16 protein-coding genes and 1 pseudogene are annotated in these 17,668 nt (G+C 32.2%); 15 read left to right on the top strand and 2 right to left on the bottom strand.

The window, feature by feature from the left end:
* Positions 1–172: 172 nt before the first annotated feature.
* The 13 genes from NNH57_RS05775 to NNH57_RS05715 all read left to right on the top strand — a co-directional run bounded on the left by NNH57_RS05775 (position 173) and on the right by NNH57_RS05715 (position 14,585).
* Complete coding sequence (locus tag NNH57_RS05775; protein ID WP_074408586.1) at positions 173–592, top strand: hypothetical protein; 420 nt, start codon at positions 173–175, stop codon at positions 590–592.
* A gap of 82 nt (positions 593–674) precedes the next feature.
* Positions 675–1,019, top strand: a complete 345-nt coding sequence (locus NNH57_RS05770) for a zinc-ribbon domain-containing protein (RefSeq protein ID WP_074408251.1) — start codon at positions 675–677, stop codon at positions 1,017–1,019.
* A 30-nt stretch (positions 1,020–1,049) separates the two neighbouring features.
* Positions 1,050–1,664: a hypothetical protein gene (locus tag NNH57_RS05765; RefSeq protein ID WP_074408252.1), complete on the top strand. Its 615-nt coding sequence runs from the start codon at positions 1,050–1,052 to the stop codon at positions 1,662–1,664.
* A 44-nt stretch (positions 1,665–1,708) separates the two neighbouring features.
* A complete protein-coding gene (locus NNH57_RS05760; protein WP_074408253.1) occupies positions 1,709–2,392 on the top strand; it encodes a Lipl32 family lipoprotein in 684 nt (227 codons plus the stop codon).
* 110 nt (positions 2,393–2,502) lie between these two features.
* The gene (locus NNH57_RS05755; protein ID WP_074408254.1) at positions 2,503–2,709 is read left to right on the top strand and encodes a hypothetical protein; all 207 of its coding nucleotides are present in this window, start codon (positions 2,503–2,505) and stop codon (positions 2,707–2,709) included.
* Between the two features lie 22 nt (positions 2,710–2,731).
* On the top strand, positions 2,732–3,496 hold the full coding sequence (locus NNH57_RS05750; protein ID WP_074408255.1) for a hypothetical protein: 765 nt from the start codon (positions 2,732–2,734) through the stop codon (positions 3,494–3,496).
* A 20-nt stretch (positions 3,497–3,516) separates the two neighbouring features.
* The gene (locus tag NNH57_RS05745; protein ID WP_074408256.1) at positions 3,517–4,560 is read left to right on the top strand and encodes an SPFH domain-containing protein; all 1,044 of its coding nucleotides are present in this window, start codon (positions 3,517–3,519) and stop codon (positions 4,558–4,560) included.
* A 32-nt stretch (positions 4,561–4,592) separates the two neighbouring features.
* A complete protein-coding gene (locus NNH57_RS05740; RefSeq protein ID WP_074408257.1) occupies positions 4,593–5,663 on the top strand; it encodes a DUF6620 family protein in 1,071 nt (356 codons plus the stop codon).
* Positions 5,664–5,775: 112 nt separating this feature from the next.
* Positions 5,776–6,504, top strand: a complete 729-nt coding sequence (locus tag NNH57_RS05735; RefSeq protein WP_074408258.1) for a hypothetical protein — start codon at positions 5,776–5,778, stop codon at positions 6,502–6,504.
* 133 nt (positions 6,505–6,637) lie between these two features.
* Complete coding sequence (locus tag NNH57_RS05730) at positions 6,638–7,075, top strand: hypothetical protein (RefSeq protein ID WP_074408587.1); 438 nt, start codon at positions 6,638–6,640, stop codon at positions 7,073–7,075.
* 515 nt (positions 7,076–7,590) lie between these two features.
* Positions 7,591–12,390, top strand: coding sequence for a tetratricopeptide repeat protein (locus tag NNH57_RS05725; protein WP_108808429.1), 4,800 nt, complete (start codon positions 7,591–7,593; stop codon positions 12,388–12,390).
* A 56-nt stretch (positions 12,391–12,446) separates the two neighbouring features.
* Positions 12,447–13,046, top strand: coding sequence for a hypothetical protein (locus tag NNH57_RS05720; protein ID WP_108808428.1), 600 nt, complete (start codon positions 12,447–12,449; stop codon positions 13,044–13,046).
* Between the two features lie 309 nt (positions 13,047–13,355).
* Positions 13,356–14,585 (top strand): hypothetical protein, encoded by a 1,230-nt coding sequence (locus NNH57_RS05715; RefSeq protein ID WP_132066162.1) that lies wholly within the window; start codon positions 13,356–13,358, stop codon positions 14,583–14,585.
* A gap of 140 nt (positions 14,586–14,725) precedes the next feature.
* Here the strand turns inward: NNH57_RS05715 and NNH57_RS05710 are convergent.
* Positions 14,726–15,145: pseudogene (locus tag NNH57_RS05710) on the bottom strand (YkgJ family cysteine cluster protein); the annotation flags it as partial.
* A 363-nt stretch (positions 15,146–15,508) separates the two neighbouring features.
* On the opposite strand from NNH57_RS05710, the gene NNH57_RS05705 reads away from it, so the two are divergent.
* Positions 15,509–16,189, top strand: coding sequence for a Lipl32 family lipoprotein (locus tag NNH57_RS05705; RefSeq protein ID WP_074408264.1), 681 nt, complete (start codon positions 15,509–15,511; stop codon positions 16,187–16,189).
* 93 nt (positions 16,190–16,282) lie between these two features.
* Here NNH57_RS05705 and NNH57_RS05700 read toward each other — a convergent pair whose 3' ends face one another.
* Complete coding sequence (locus tag NNH57_RS05700) at positions 16,283–16,777, bottom strand: YkgJ family cysteine cluster protein (RefSeq protein WP_074408265.1); 495 nt, start codon at positions 16,775–16,777, stop codon at positions 16,283–16,285.
* Positions 16,778–16,847: 70 nt separating this feature from the next.
* Between NNH57_RS05700 and NNH57_RS05695 the strand changes: the two genes are divergently transcribed.
* A complete protein-coding gene (locus NNH57_RS05695) occupies positions 16,848–17,558 on the top strand; it encodes a class I SAM-dependent methyltransferase (protein WP_074408266.1) in 711 nt (236 codons plus the stop codon).
* Positions 17,559–17,668: the final 110 nt, after the last annotated feature.

Below are 17,668 nucleotides of genomic sequence, written 5' to 3'. Positions count from 1 at the left end.
TGTTTTCAGGGTAAATATTTTCACCAGAAAAGGTGTATTTCCCAGCAATTGTATCGCTCATCTTTGTACTGTGATTTTTGGTCTTCAAAACATGTATCAAAAAAAAAACAGATATAAGAAGTCATATATAAAATCACAAAAAATAAATACTAACCCTTTAAAACTAAAAATTATGATCTGGGGAATCACATTAATTCTATTAAGTATTATAGCAGTACCATCACTATTATTATCTAAAAAACCAAACGCGAAAGAACTTTTAGAAAAAATCGAACCGTATCAAGGTTGGATTGGACTTGTATTTTGTTTCTGGGGAATATGGGGAATCATTTCTTCAATCCTTGGTATAGGCTGGCTTGCATCATTTCCAATTCGATGGGTAACTTTTTTAGCAGGAAATATTGTTTCGGCAGTATTAGGATTCATGTTAGGTTTTGGAATGATTAATAAGCTTGTACTATCTAAAAATGAAGCGGCCAAAGAGAAAGCCAACCAACTAAGAGCAAAATTAGCACCAAAACAAGGTAAACTAGGAATCGTTGGTTTAATTGTAGGTGCTGCAATGATCGTATTATCATTTTTGCCTTACTAATATTAACACCTCTATAAAACTTGTTTTTTATAGTACTTACAACAGTAACAACTGCAATTAAGCAGAAAAAATCCGAAACATCATGATCATATTTGGAACAGGTTCTTCAACCATTCATCCTAAAAAATTAGAAGGAGGAAATTGCCCTTATTGTAATACAGAAAACAATATGTGGATACAAGGATATAGAAAATATTTTCATGTGTTTTGGATACCGTTCTTTCCTATCGGAAAAAAAGTATACTCGGTTTGCGGTCATTGTAAAGGAGCTTTTGAAGAAAGAGAATTTCAGAATCAGCAATTGACACAGAGTTTTAACGATTTTAAAAACAATCAAATAAAAACTCCATGGTATCACTTTACAGGGCTTACAATTCTGGTTATGCTTATTGCATTACTTACTGTACTGCCATATTTAACAAAATAGAAATCACGTAGAATCATATAATTTTTTAAAATGAAAAAACTTGTTTTTATAGTACTCCTCTTAACGGTTACATCGGTTATTTCACAAGAAAATAATGCGACCCTAACTATTGTAGGAGAAGCGAACAAGCAAATAGAAGTTAACAACTATGTTCTTACCATCTCGCTAAAACAACTCGTTGCAAATGGATATCAGCAACTTGAACCCAAAAGTCTATCACAGGTTAAACAATCATACAGTGATAAGTTAAAGACTATAGGAGTTGATTTTAGTAAGTTTCAAAAGAATGTTCTCTATCAATTGTATGCATCTTACTCAGAAGTAAATGATATTTCATATTACAATTATACAACAGCTTCAGAAGAAGAGGTGATCAAAATCACCAAACAGAGGATGAATGGTTTAACAATTATGCAGGTCGAAGCAGTAGCCAAAGAAAAAAACAATACAGAATGGGCCGCTTTAACACTCACTGCAATTGAAGATGCAAAAGTGAAAGCAAAAAAAACTGCCGATCATCTCAATAAAAAATTGGGGCATATTATAAAGGTTGAAAATTCTGATTCGAGAACGCAATACATAAATATGCATAAACCAGAAGAAATTCAAAAACATCTTGTAAAAGTAACTTTTACACTAGAGTAATAAAAGAGTATATCAATAAATTAATTAACACATAAAACAAAAAAATGAAATCAAAAATTTTAATCTTAGTTGTTATCCTTGCTTTTGGAAGCAATCTAAATGTCCAAGCTCAAAAATTAAAAAAGTTTGGTAGTTCTATCGAAAAAAAGATAGGTCCCAAAACCATAAAAGTGCCTTATACAGATGTTGTGTCTTATATGGGGTATGCTGCACCTGGTAATGAAGATGAAGTAAAAGACGGTAAGAAATTCTATTACATTTATGTATGGATTCCTGCTGTTGCTCCAGAAATTGGGGTAAGAATGATGTCTCCTGTAGGGAAAACTAAAATCAAAAAAGCAACAAAATCAGCAGCATATACAGATAATGCAAAATCAACTGATTATTTTGACACGTATATTACCTTAGAACGTTCTGATATAACGAGTAAAGATAATATTAGTGAGGGTACTGTAAAAAGTGCTAACTGGGTTACTTTAGATCGTAATGATGATAGCAGTGAAATGCCTAAGCAGCCTAGTGGAAGTGGTTATAACTCTCTATTAAGATATAAAAGTGAAGCAAGTGATCCTCTTAAAGCATTAACTGTTGGATTGTATCGTATCGGTTTTACCACATACAAAACTGGTGAAGTAAAAGGTACTTTCCTAGCAGAGGTTGCAGCTCCTATCAAATTACCAGGAGTAGTAATGGCTAAAACAATCGAAGACTTAAAAAAAGGGCTATAAAACGTAAATTGGAATAGTAGCACCTACGGTTATTCCTATGTTTTTTGCTTCAAAAAATATGGGAATAACCTCTTTTCTATATGTCTTCTCTCTAAACCACCAATTTTAAGATGCAAGAAAACGACGATAAACAAAATTCTAAAGAAGAGAAAAAAAATCTTCTCGATGATATCCTGGCCAATGCACTCTCTTCTACAAAAAAATATGAAGAAACAAATGCAGGTCTCGAAACCAAACGATGTAAAAGCTGCGGAGCGGCAAGACCCGAAGACACAGACCTTAAATACTGTGATTTCTGTGGAGACCAATTCTATTAAAATATAATAATCCTTTAAAAGTATGTCATTTAATGAAACACAAAATAGATGGGATGGATTCCTTAAGAAAATCGAAGATCGATTCGAGGAGATATTAGAAAAAACAGAAGCTGCATTACCTCTATTATTTAAAGCAACTGATTTTGAAACTACTACATTTCATAATGCCTGGCAAGGAATTTATTCTCAAGCTAATGAACTTATCTGGAAAATAGATAGCACATGGGAAGATAAAGTCGAAGAAGCCTTTGAAGATTCAGGAGCAGAATTTGGTTCTAAAAAATTTATACAAGAAAGAGATAAAGGGTATCTAACAAAATTTAAACTTGAACAAAAACTAAAATCATACGAAGTGAAAATTTTTGCAGATGCTGCAAAAAAATTACTAAAAGAAGTAAAAGATACTTTATCCAAAGATTTTTGTTGTACCCAATGTCAAGCTAAACTACCAGTAAAAGATAATTTTTTTAGATCGTATTACAGTACTTGTGAATATTGCCAAACGGTAAATACATTCGAACCAGGAACTAAAGCCAGAAATATCGAACATTTTGCTATCCATGCTCTTGGAGAAGAAGCTGCATTAGAGCACTATCTGCAATATGAAGAGTTTAAGTTTCAAAATTACATACAAGATTCTGAAACGTATGGTAAAGAGGAATTAACGCCTCTATATCAAAAATATGTAGAGACCTACTTAAAGAAGAGAATCGAAATCATACCAGATTATAAAGATCGGTATGAAAAAGATCTCAAGGCTAAAACTGCATTCTTAACTAACTATTAGTAATCCTAAAAGAAAAAAATATGTCAAATTCATTTAGAAGTCAACTCCGTTCGGTAATCGAATGGCAAAACCCAAAACCCGAAACTCTTTTTGAAAAATGGACAGAAAACGGGGACGAGATTAAAAATGCTTCAAAATTGATCGTAGGGCCCGGACAAGGATGTCTTTTTGTATACGAGGGCAAAGTAGAAGGCGTCTTTGAAGAAGAAGGGCTTTACGATCTTAAAACAGGAAATATTCCTTTTTGGACCACCATCAAGAATATCATGTATACCTTTGAATCTGCTCATAAAGTAGGTATCTTTTTCTATAGAAAAGCAGAAATGCAAAATATTCGTTGGGGAACCCCCTCTCCTATCACCTATAAAGATCCTGTTTATAATTTTCCTGTAGGATTAGGTGCTTTTGGTAATTTTTCTTTCAAAATCACTAAACCAGTTGATTTTTTTACCAACGTTATTGCAGGTGACGACTACTATCCTGTAAAGGCAATACAAAAAGTTATTCTATCCAGAATTACTCAGCCTATCAGTGATTTCCTGGCTAACGCTTCATTTAGTTATGTAGAAATTGATAAACATCGTAATGAAATTGCATCATTCTCTCAGAATTCGAGCGCACAAATCTTCGATGAACTAGGTTTTGAACTCCTTGATTTTAGGATAGAAGGAACCAGTTTTGATGAAGAAACCAAAACAAGAATTAGTCGAATTGCAGATATGAGTGCCGAAGCACAGGCAATGAAAGAACTTGGAGTAAGCTACCAGGATTACCAACAACTCGAGGCCTTAAAAAATATGGCAAAAAATGAAGGCGGTGGTAATATCGGTATGCAAATGGGGGCTGGCCTGGGAATGGGTCAAATGCTGGGGAATATGATGAATAATCAAGGACAGCAGTCTACACCTCAACAAAATACTCCTCCTCAACCTCAATCTCAACCTCAACCTCAAAACGACGATCCGATGCAAAAACTAGAAAAACTAAAGAAAATGTTTGATGCTGGCTTAATCGACGAACAGGAATACAAACAAAAGAAACAGGAAATATTATCTCAATTCTAAAAACAAAAATCAATCTTTAAAAATTATACCATATGAGTACAGTTAATGAATTTTATCAAGACGTTTCAGGAAAACAAAAAGACGAATACAGAGATTATCTAGCGATTCTTGATCGCATGGATTGGCACAGCTATGACTACATGACATGGCCATGTGCAGATCTTTCTTTTCAGGACCTTGAAGAAGGTGAAGATTATGATGTGTGGCCATTTAAACCTAACCTAAATGAACCACATTGGGTGGATCTTAATAACCAATTTAAGTCTGGTATCAGAAGATATGGATATGTTAATAAACTCGAAATGCCAGAGCAGGTTCGTGAACTTTCTCACGAGGATGCTACCGATATCCTTAATGATATTAAAAACCTAAAAGATAGTGACCTTTCAGAATTTAATGATCAGATTCGTGAATATGGATTCGCTGATGAAAATCATTTTTTATGGGGGATAGCTTTACTAAACTCTGCTGAAGAAAAAGCATACGACGATGCCGATAATTTTCTAAAAGAGCAAAAAGCTAAACTAGATGCACAGATGGATGCCCATATAGAAGCAGCAGAAGCCGGTGGATTATTAGATCCTATTAATGGCATTGATATGGAAACCTGGGCCGCTGCTAATGCAAAAATAGCAGGAGGTATGGATCTAGAAGAAGTACTTAAAGTTGTAGGAACAGAAAAACCAATCTGGGATGAAGTATCTGCAGAATGGACCGCAAGAATGTCTCAAGACACAACTTTTGCAATTTCTAAGGTATATGGTGATGCTTTTATGAATTCGAACATTGGCAAATTTGCCAATGCAGAAAGCAATCAAGAATCTGAAACTGACTCTTCTGCGGGTAACAATGATATTTATGAAGATTTCGAGCTTTATGTTAAAGTTATGTGTCATCAAAATATGGGAGCGGCTCAAGGAAAAGATGCTGCTTCAATCTTACAAGAATACGGACTTACAGTTACCGATTGGAGTTCTGTAGGTATGCATTGGACTCCAAAAATGGCTACAGATACTCGTATGGCATTAAAAATGGGAGAATTAATGGAAAAATATAATGCAGAATTTGCTTCGGCAAAGGCAGGAGACGATATCGATTTTTAATCCCAATAACATTTTATGTATAGATGGCCTGGGATTCATCTGCAACCCAATTACACTACATTGCAAATTTGATGAAATCAGGTCATCTTGTTTTAAAAAACAAAAAAGAATCATGGAAAATAACATCAAACAATTCGGAATACATATTAAAAGTAAAGATAGTTATCTATCATTTGCAACCATCAATAACACCAGTTTCCCTGAGTTTAGACACCTTAACAAGGTTCCGTCGGTACTAAGAGAAAATGATCACATAGAGATTATTGTATATCTTCAAAATTTTGATAGTGGATCTCTGGTGGCTCAAGCAAGAAAACTAGCATTGGGAGGATTTAATGAAGATGTAAATTTTGGCATAGAGCCTTTAGAAAAAGAAAACATGTATAAACTTACTACCGATACCACAATACCCGATGGTAGTTTCTTGTTTATTTCGATAGGGTGGAATGAAATCTTAGCTGTTTTTCTTGGAGATAGTGAAAAAGAAGCCATCACTTTCTTTTCTGATACTACCTTAAGGCCTGCATATGCTGCTGTTCCTGATCTAGAGGATACCATTAAAGCCTTTCCTAATTCTCAGAAATTAATAGATTTATTACCCGGATGGAAAGAAATTAAACAATTAGAACGACAGGAATTAGAATATAAATATGTCGAAGAAGCCTGGCAAAAATACCAGGAAACCGAAAAAATTTCATTAAAAATAAGATACCTTAAAGATATGCAAATGGCACTTAACGGTTTTCTTGCTAATCATCCCGAAAGTAATAAATCTGAAGAATGCAGAGAAAGACAAATCGAAATTGACACCAAGCTTCCTGAGTTAGAAAAAATGATCTAGTATCTCGATAATTTATAAAAGATAGTTTAAAAAAAACTTCAAAACCTATACCTATCATCTTTGTACTGTGAATTTTAGGATTCAAAACAGGGATCAAAAAAAAATAAGTACTAACACTTTAAAACTAAAAATTATGACCTTGGGAATCACATTGATTTTATTAAGTATTATAGTAGCAGCACCATCATTATTGCTATCAAAAAAACCAGAGGTAAAAGAATTTTTAGAAAAAATCGAACCGTTGCCAAGCTTGATCAGATTTATGATCGGACTTATGTTCTGTTTCTGGGGTTTATGGGGAATCATTTCAGCAGTTTTAAACCTGGGATGGCTTACAACCTATCCTATCTGGTGGATCACCTTATTAGCTGGGAATATTATGGAAGCTGTATTAGGTTTCATGTTAGTTTTCCGCTCAATTAACAAGTTTTTCGTATTCAAAAATGGAGCTACAAAAGAAAAAGCAAATCAATTAAGAGGAAAGTCAGCATCAAAACAACGTAAGTTAGGAGTTATAGGAATCATTATTGGCTGTTGGCAGATCGTAGCCTCTTTCTTATTCTTTATGTAGTAATACCATTTTAATCTTAAAATGTCGCATATCGACTCCTTCTTTTTAACTCTAAATTCCTTGTTCATAAACCCCGTAGCTAAGGCTATGCTTTTTAATCACAGCGTTTTTAGAGCAAAAAACAACTATGCCTTGGATACGGCATTTTAAAATTAAATTGGTATAAGAACATAGAAATAGTTGAGTACAGGTTTTTATATCTCTTCTGGTGTTACAAAAAGGTAAGCTCGGTTTGTGGTTATTGTGAAGAAACTTTTAAAAAAAGAGAATGAATAGATTAGCAATCATACGAATTGCAACAAAATAGATAGAAATAAAGAACAAGTATACCCTGTTTTATAACCAACAAAATCAAACTGTCTTGTTAAAATTGAGAACAGTTTTATAATCAATTTAATACGTATCAATAGCAATATAATTAAAATGTAAATAAGATATTTAGCTCTAATAATAAATTCTCATATTTTGCAACTAGATTATAAATTATTACAGCACTAATCTATAGAAAAAACGCTATGCAATTAAACATCACTACATCGATCCAAAAACAGCTTAAGGAAATCATAGATCAGGCTGTTACTTCAGGAAAAATTAATCCAGAAGAGCTACGAATGATTATCATTTCGCCCAATAAGACTTTTGATGTACTTAAAGTAACCTATAACAATGCCTGGGACGAGTATTATTATGGATCTGAATATGATGATGCATCGGATATTGGTACAATTTCAATATCCGAATGGTTAGATATTGCAGATACGGCTTTTGAAAAGAGAGAAGAATTAGATACTTCTTTTATTGATCAGGCAACTGAGCAGAAAAAAAAATATGCAAAAATAAAGCCTGCACTTACTTTTGACCATATATCTGACCAATTATATAAAAGTTATTTAGTATGCTTACGCGAAGAATTGATTTTACAAATTGAAAATGCTATAAAAAATGTAGCCAGTTCTTATACTCAAAAAGATTTCAAACATGTTGTGGGTTTTGTTACGCACAAACTAACTTTTAAACAGGACGATAATGTAAGAATACTGGCTTTTAATCATCCTAACGGTTCTGGTCCATTTTATAATGTGATGCTTGCGTTGCCTCAGTCAAAATTAACCTATCCATATTTAAAGTTTTATGACACTGGTTTTTATTTATTTTATCCCAAAAGCAATATATACGAAGGTTCTGAAGAAGAAAGTAATATATACACCTATGACATCAAAAATATCGAGTATGGCTTTATACAATCCAAACTTAGAGAAAAAGCTATTTTTAGATTAACCGATGAATTTGAAGATTGGAAACTAGATGGAGGACATATCGAAGAAGAAGAAGGTGATTTACCAGAAGAAGCTTTTTTTAGTGCTTTTGATGAATTTATGGTACAGTTTCCGGATAAAATAATAGATCCTTTGCAGGTTCCAGATCCAATCCATAACGAATCCAATTTTACAAAATGGTTAAATACTATACAGGAACATAACCTCGATATTTCATACAAAGCAGAAGAAAAGCTTTATAACTATGGTGAAGAAGCTTTCAGAAAAACACTAGAACTTTTACCAGATACTAATAAAAACTATTCTGATCTTCAAAAATTCTTAACCGCCAGATTATTTTCTGAAGGACGGTATGAGGAATCAACAGCAATCCTTAAATCTATAAAGCAATTATCAGATCATTATAAAGTACATTTATTAGAAAATTTATATTTCCTAAACCGTAAAGAGGAATTTGATGAGTGCTATGCTTCAATTGAAAGTAAAAGAGCCAAAAAAGATGCATTATTACCAAAGTGGTTATTTGATATTAGATTATATCAAGATCAGAAAGATGAACTTAATAGGCTAAAAGATGAACTCATTTCTTTTATGTCAGAAAATAAAGAGTCTTTTTCGATAGGCAGGGCAGCAATAGCATTATCTAAATTATATACAATTCTTGGAGAAAAAGAAAATGCTTTATACTGTTTTCAGAGAATTTTCTTCTCTGATAATGCCCGTACATTATTTAAAAAAGAGTTTGCCAATTCTTCTTATATGCTTCAAACTTATGATGATTACTTAGCAAAAGAGAAAGAAAAAGAAGATTTTAAATTCAAAGTAAAAGTATCTTCTCTTGTTATTCCGGAAACCGCTAAACAAGAAATAGAAAAAGTACCTTATGAAGATTGTTACTATCTATCTCATAAAATCGAAGATGTTGATTTAAGTTGGGTTGTGCCTATTAGTAAAAATCAATTCATCGCAGTAAATGGTGATAAAGAACTTTTTATAGGAGAAATTACAGATACTTATGAGATCATAAAACATACTGTAATTGCCTTAGATAAGGAAAAAAGATACCACTATTCTTACCATAACGAAGTAGTATATATATCAGATTATGATAAAGGAATTGTAAGATACCAAATCCAGGGAAATACTATTATTCCTATAGAAGGTAGTATTAGAAATACTAAAAAAGTGCCAAAATATGGTAATCTCAATATTTTAGATGGTCATTTGTATGTTTGTAATAATGAATACCTTGAAATCTTTGATCTTTCTAATCCCAATGCGAACCCGATTTCTTCAGACCTGTTTATAGAAAGTGGGTATAGTCTTCATATTCACCATAATCTTCTGGTTGTGGGTGCTGGTGCTGGTTTGGTTCTACTACTAGATATTAAGGACAAAAGCAATCCTACTTATTTATCCAGTATTATAGAAGATAAGACACCTGGAGATATGCATGTAGCGTTTTTTGAGCATTATATGGTTACCCGATCTGTAATAGATATAAGTAATCCTGCTGACCCAAAATTTATCTGTCATAACTGGGACGACCTTGCTCCTATTTATTATTTTTCAGAAAAACCTAATATCCCTTTATGTAGTACAGGCGATGAATTTTTATTTACCACGCTTTCTAAAGAAGATAATGGTAAGATTTCACTCATTAATTGGTTAGAAAGTCTAAACAAGGAGAATTTATATAGTGAACGATTAACCTATAACATAGCAACAATGTATGATGAAGATACTGTTATAGGTTTTACAAAATATGATATCTGTATTTTAGAAAAAGATAAAAACCTTGCTCAACAGAAACAAGAATTTGACATTCAGGATATATTAGAAAAGATGGCTATTGAGTGTTTTGAACATTTGGTAGAACATCATCCCGGTTTTAGTATTGGAAAAGTAGTTCTGGAGCACAAACCTGATTATGGAGTGATATCACTTTCTTTTCAGGGATGCTCAAGTCCTGCAATAGTATCTAGTTTTCATGAGGAATCTGGACTCCCTATGGTCTACTCTAACTTTAACATTTATCCATATTTCTCTGATACTTTGGATATGAATTTTGATCCTCAGCTCATGAAAATGAATTACGATCTTAATTGTGTCATAGATAAAATCATTTCGAATGATAGTTTTAATACAATGACTTCAAAACATGTTTCGATACTTATAAATAATGAATCCAGATATTTAGAATTCCCGGATCATAACTGGAATCCTTATCGCGAAATCAGTTCGTCGCAAGATCCTGAAACTGCCGAAGGCATTATACTTAGTGGTAATGAAAATTTGATCAAGCAATTAGAAAGCAGAATGATTACCGAAGAAGGTGTTTTTAAAGAGTTGATACAGATACTTAATCTGAAAAACCCTAAAGATGAAATTAGAAATACTTCTGGTTCTTTAAAAAATGGAAAAGCTATTTCGAGCAGTTCGACAAAAATCAAACCATCATATATTCAGGGGCCTGTTTTTGGACCGAAACAAGAAAACGATGATTCGAGAGATCTTAGAAAATTAAAAAACCAGGTACTTCAAATCATTGCTTCTCATCCTGACCGAAAAATTATTAGAAATATTATGTTTAATGGCGCAAAATATAGTATCCCAAAACCTGTTTTAGAAAAAACACCAAATGTTCCCAATATAAAAGAAGGATATGTATCGATTCTTGTAAATAACGGATATGGTCTATGGGACGAATTTTCTGAAGATCCCGAAATTAAAGCATTCTTATTAGATATTCTAGATACGCTAAATGATGAATCTCTAAGAGCAAGGTTGGCCTATCGTTATAAAATGTATTCTCATAAATCTATCTACAATTATATCAAAAAATTGTTAACTGATACGTATGATGTTTTAGATTATTATAATTACATCGGTGATGCACACAGAAATACAATTAATATTTCCAAACTTCCTTTGGCAGTTATAAGATCATTTGAAAAGGAGTTATTAGAAATTTTTGAGCAATTTGAATCCGATATCGGTGAAAGGCAAAATCATCGTATAAAAAATATGATTGTACCTGTTTGTGACATGCTTATCAGGTTAGGTCACGAAAAATTTCCAGAGGAATTGATTTCTAGAGCAAATTCTGCGAAACAGTATAATGAACAATATGACGACGACCTTTTTGGAGATGATGATTATGAAAACGAAGAAACATTCTTATTACAGTTATATCGAAAACAACAGGTTAAACACATACTACAAAGTTTTGAATCTGAAGAAGAAAAACCTATTTGGGATAACACTATAAAACCTGAGCCTTATAAAAAATCATGGTATACTACTATAGATGTATTATTTGAACAAGGAGAACACATCTATGGTGAAGATTTTAAAAATATATTCATACAAAAACTATCTAATAATATAGCCAAAGATGAAAATTATGATCACGACAGACTATTAGCTTTTAACTTCATTCATTACACCTATAAGCATATCCAGAAAAGGCCAGAACTGGCAAGCATAGCAGAAATCATTGTTGAGGCTATCACTCAAAACAAAGACAAATTCTCTGAAGAAATTGACTTATACAAAATCAAGGAAAAAAGTAAGTTTGCATTACTCCAGGCTGCCTGGAATGATTTAAAAAATAAAGATCTCGAATTGGCAGAACAAAAAGGGGATGCTATTCTAAAAATAGATCCAGAATTTGGTCAGGTTTATTTTCTAAAAGCGCGCTTGCTGTGGTTAAAAAAAGGAATTCCTGCATATCTTGAAAAACAAGAGGAGTATATCAAAAAGGCTTCTCATGATATAGCAACACTCGCACGGTTATACAACCTCACTGGTTGTGCATTAGATGTAGAGAAACGCTATGAAGAAGCATTACCTTATTTTAAAAATGCTGCACTAACCGCAACCAATGAACCCATGTATCTCGCCAATATCGCAGAGATATATTATAAACTTAAAAACCCAAAAGAAGCCTTAAACTACGTACAAAAAGCTAAACAAAATGGACACTCTTCAGAAATGATGGATGAGATCTCTACCAATAAAGGAATCATTAATTAAGAAAGTCCATGAAGGTACCAATTCGTTTGCTGTTTATTTCACTACCTGTCTTATTTATGAGTGCGCAATCCACATCTCCACAAGAAGAAATATTAGAGTTAAAGAAGCTAGGAAAAAATCACATTATTCATATGGCTCTAAAAGAGTTACATTCTATTTCTAAGCCAGAGGTAACTGAAGATGATTTTCACTTCATACAAATACTGGCCAGTAACAAAAGGATCAAGGTTCATTTTGGATACAATGTAATCTATTTTCCAAAAAACAGTAGTTACAATACAGACATAATTGTAGAATTTCCTTCTAAATCGATCTCTATAAGCAGTGACAATAATAAAGGAGGAAACACTACTTTTTATCGCCCCACAACAGAAGATATGAATGTTATCAATTTTATCCTAAACCGTAATGGAGCTAATAATAACGTGTTTAACAAAGGCAATAAATCATCTGTTGTTATCTCTATTTATGAAAAAGAAAACCATTATTTGGTATACACCACATCCAGAAATCCCGATCAGGGAGGAATTGAGTATATTGAAGAAATACATAAAGAAACAGGAGAAATTCTTTCTACTCTGAGTGGACATTATGATCCCGCACCAGAAACTCCCAGTTTAGAGAAAGAAAAATTTATAGAAATAGATAATAAATAAAAGAACTCTATTGTATTTTCACAGTATTGAGTAGCTAAATAAAGGTGCCTATTTCCTAAGTAAAACAATTCATCACTAATTATAAGACATTCGTCACAAAGTCTGGATTTGACTTCATAATTATATAAAAATTTAACTAAAATTGAATCAAATATAATATGAAGTAAATGTTTTGAAAAAGCATGTTTCAAATATCATAATTGTATACTTTTTGATCTTATTGTTATAATAATCACAGTGATTCAAAAAAGCTTCAAGTTTCATGATAATCAAATCAACATTTACAGCTCACTAAATAAAAAGATGAAAATGAAATTAAAAATTATTCTTACCTTAATATTAATAACCTTTGCGCTAAATGTAAATGCGCAATTTCCAAAAATTAAGAAACCGAAAACATCAAAAATTCTTAAAAAAAAATCTGGTAAAGCTACCAATTCATCTAAAACTTCAACAAAAAATGTTTCATTGGATCAAAATGTGTCCGGCACAGATCCAAAAACTTTAAAAATTGAAAAATCAACAGTAGAAAAAATAGATATTTTAAAATCTATTTTTATTTCTAATGAAAATGTTAAGAAACATACGAAAGAAGAAATAAAGGATGCATTATTTGCATTAGATCAAAAATTAACCACTCTCAATAATTTTTATTCAGATAGCAAGAGGATTCCAGAATTCACAACAGAGTATGATAAATACAAAAAATTGGTCGATGATGAAATTGCTCTTAGAGATGGTGGAAATAAATCTTTATGGCATTTAGAAAGAATTAGTAATAGTGTAGACAGAATAAAAAAGGGGTCATTAGAATTCCCTAATTACAAAGAATATGAGGCGCATAAAGAAGCTTATCAAAACATGGGGATTTCTGATCCTAAAGCAGAAGCTGACATCTCTAATGTGGATAACTACTTTGAAAATACATTAACAAATGAAATAGCTCCTAAATACAAAAAATATGTAATAGAGAAGTTAGCGTATAAATCATTTAATGATGATGAGTGGAAAATGAGGCCTAAAACAGCTATACAAGTAGTAGATAAAACTTTAAAATTATTTAAGGACGATGCCGATATATATCAAGGAGTAAAGGATAAATCATGGGTGGATGATATCAAAAATATGCTCATCACACAAAAACAAAAGTTGAACACCTATATAGATAGTGGCGAATACGATCGTTATTTTGAGCAGTACAGACAGCGTATAATAGACTCTTTTAGAATGGAAACCCCTGGATATAATAATGCTAATTTAATAGCAACTATTAAACAGAAACACCATAATACTTCTAAATATGGAACAATTCAACGTGTTGTTTTGTATAGTAATTGGATTGTAGAAAAAAATGCTTTGGGAGTTCCTTTAGAGAAAAGGATTACCGTACAAGTTGCTACTAAAGCAAAGGATGGAACTTGTCAAGTCTATGAAGGAAAATTATTTCGCACTTATGAAGGAGGTGGAAAATATGGAGGCACTAGATATAATAGTTATATTCATATATCTGAAATAAATTGTAAAAACATTAATAAATAAATTGGTCTCTAAATCCTTAAGCTTTTTTTGTTAGAAAGAGAAAAAACTTATACGAAAACAATTATTTGCTTAGACCCATATTCAAGATTACTCCTATATGCTTATGAATTACATATAGGAGTAATTGTATATAGGCTTATCTATAAAGGTCTTTTAGGTTTCATTTTTTCTACAATATTGTATGCTGTAGGGCAAATTGCTACATTTTTTAGCGTTAAATTAGATATCTCTCGAAATTTTTTATGATCTGTATGTGGGTACTCTCAACATGCTTTTGGTTTTACCTCATAAATCGCACAGTAATTATCGGCCCCAAGAAAAGTGCACGGAGTTTGTTGCAATATCAAGTCTTCATCCTTATCTGTTCGTAGGTATTGTTCTTCAAATTGCCTGGGGTTAATTTTTAAAAACTTTAAAACCCCCTCTACATCTTTATCACTAAATAATGAATCAATAATTTTACACCAATTCACGCATTCTAAACAATCTGTGTTACTAAACTCTTCATGTAACTCCTGCATGATATGATCCAGTTTTTTAAGTAGTTTTTTTTTAAGTTTTATCATAATCCAATCGACATTTGCACTAAATATAAATACTCAAGTTCTAATAAAACTACCAATTCATCTAAACCTTCTTTATATGAACAATTGGATAAAAGATCCTATACCAACATCTTCTTATAATTACTTAAGATATCAGTCTATATTACATATTAAGAATGAGTAGAGATTTTTTCATATAACCTACTGAAAAACAGAATCCATTATTAAAATAGAATAACTAAACGCAAATACGTTATTCTATTCTAATTATAAACTCTCATATTTGTAATTAAATTGATAATCATAGATTATCATAACACTAACCTATAGTGATAAGAAGTGTGTGTGTATTTATCACTAAAATCAAATCAATTATTTATGAAAACAAGAATCTTAATTTTACTAAGCATATTTGCTTTAGGAACTTCTATTGATGCTCAAGCACAAAAACTAAAGAAATTTGGTGGTTTAACCGAAAAAAAGATAGGCCCAAAAACTATAAAGGTGCCTTATACAGATGTTGTAACTTATCTTGGATATGCTGCACCAGGTAATGAAGACGAGGTAAAAGATGGTAAGAAATTTTATTATATCTATGTTTGGATTCCTGCTGTGGCTCCAGAGCTTGGTATAAGAATGATGTCTCCGGTAGGTAAAAACAAAATAAAAGGAGCTACTGCATCTGCTGCATATACAGAAAATGCAAGTTCTAGTGATTTCTTTGATACTTATATTACGTTAGAACGTTCTGATATTATAAGTAAAGATAAAATTACCGGAGAAGCTGTAAAAAGTGCTAACTGGACTGTTCTAGAACGTAATGATGACAGTAGTGAAATGCCTAAACAACCTAGCGGAAGTAGTTACAATTCGTTATTAAGATATAAAAGTGAAGTTGGTGATCCTCTTAAAGCATTAACTGCTGGATTATACCGTATTGGTTTTACAACATACAAAACTGGTGAGGTAAAAGGTACTTTCTTAGCTCAGGTTGCTGCTCCTATCAAATTACCAGGAGTAATAATGGCCAAAACTATCGAAGAGTTAAAAAAAGGATAATAGTATATACAACCTAATTTAATACACACACCAACGGTTATTCCCATATGTTTCTTAAAAGAATGTATGGGAATAATTGTTTTATATATATGTCTATAAAGGCATTTTAGATTTCATTTTTTCTACAATAGTATAAGCCGCAGGGCAAATTGCTACATTTTTCAATGTTAGATTAGATATCTGTTGAAATTTTTTACGATCTGTATGCGGATACTCTCGGCATGCTTTTGGCCTTACCTCATAAATAGCACAGTAATTATCGGCCCCAAGAAAAGTACACGGAGTTTGTTGCAATATCAAATCTCCATCCTCATCTGTTCTTAGGTATTGTTCTTCAAACTGTCTGGGTTTTATTTTTAAAAACTTCGCAATACGCTCTACATCTTTATCTGTAAATAACGGCCCCGTAGTTTTGCAGCAATTCGCACATTCTAAACAATCTGTGTTACTAAACTCTTCATCATGTAACTCCTGCATGATATGGTCTAGTTTTTTAGGCGGTCTTTTTTTAAGTTTAGCAAAGAACTTTTTGTTCTCGTTATGTTTATCTTTGGCCAGTTTTGGTAATTGGTCTATAAATTCTTGCATAGTACAAAAGTAAGACTTTTGAGAATTCTGATTACCAAGTATCGTTTCCTATAATCACAAACTGCACCTCATGAATACAGATATCTTCGGAAAAGCCATCAAAGATTTTTACAATAAAGAATACACTGAAGATATTATTGTACAGGCAAATGATTTTGATGATGATCATATCCCTATTTCTTACCTATTTAGAAGGTATACCGAAATGCCCAAAATAGAACAAAAGGCATTAGAGCTTTCATACGGAAAAGTACTAGACGTAGGTTGTGGTGCCGGAAGCCATAGTTTGTTTCTTCAAAATGAACAAAAACTAGACATAAAAGCTATAGATATATCCGAAGGCGCTATCGAGATTTGTAAAAAAAGAGGAGTACATCATGCCATGTCACAAGATATTTATGATCATACTAATGCCGCGTATGATACCATACTATTGTTAATGAATGGTAGTGGTATTATTGGTACTTTGGATCGCATTGATCGTTTTTTTACTCATATTAAAACACTTCTTGCTCCGGGAGGTCAAATTTTAATGGATTCATCAGATATTTCCTATCTTTTTCAAGATGACGATGGAGGTTTTTGGGTAGATGCCTCTGCTGGATATTATGGAGAAATGCAATACAAATTAAAATACAAAGAACAAGAATCAGAATGGTTTGATTGGTTATATGTTGATTATAATACACTTCAAAATGCAGCTAATGCCAATGGCTTACTGTCAGAATTAATAATTGAAGGAGAAAATAACGATTACCTGGCTAAGTTTACCTTAGCATAATTTTACTTTGACAAAGTATAAAACCCTAAATGTTTTGCGTGAAGGATTGCAGTGAAAATCCCACAGCCTGAGCTTTTTTTTGCGAAGTGCAAAGAATTGCAACACGACGG

The organism is Aquimarina spinulae, from assembly GCF_943373825.1.
Taxonomy (GTDB): domain Bacteria; phylum Bacteroidota; class Bacteroidia; order Flavobacteriales; family Flavobacteriaceae; genus Aquimarina; species Aquimarina spinulae.
The sequence above is the reverse complement of the archived record's forward strand: the minus strand, read 5'-3'. Positions and strand labels throughout refer to the sequence as shown.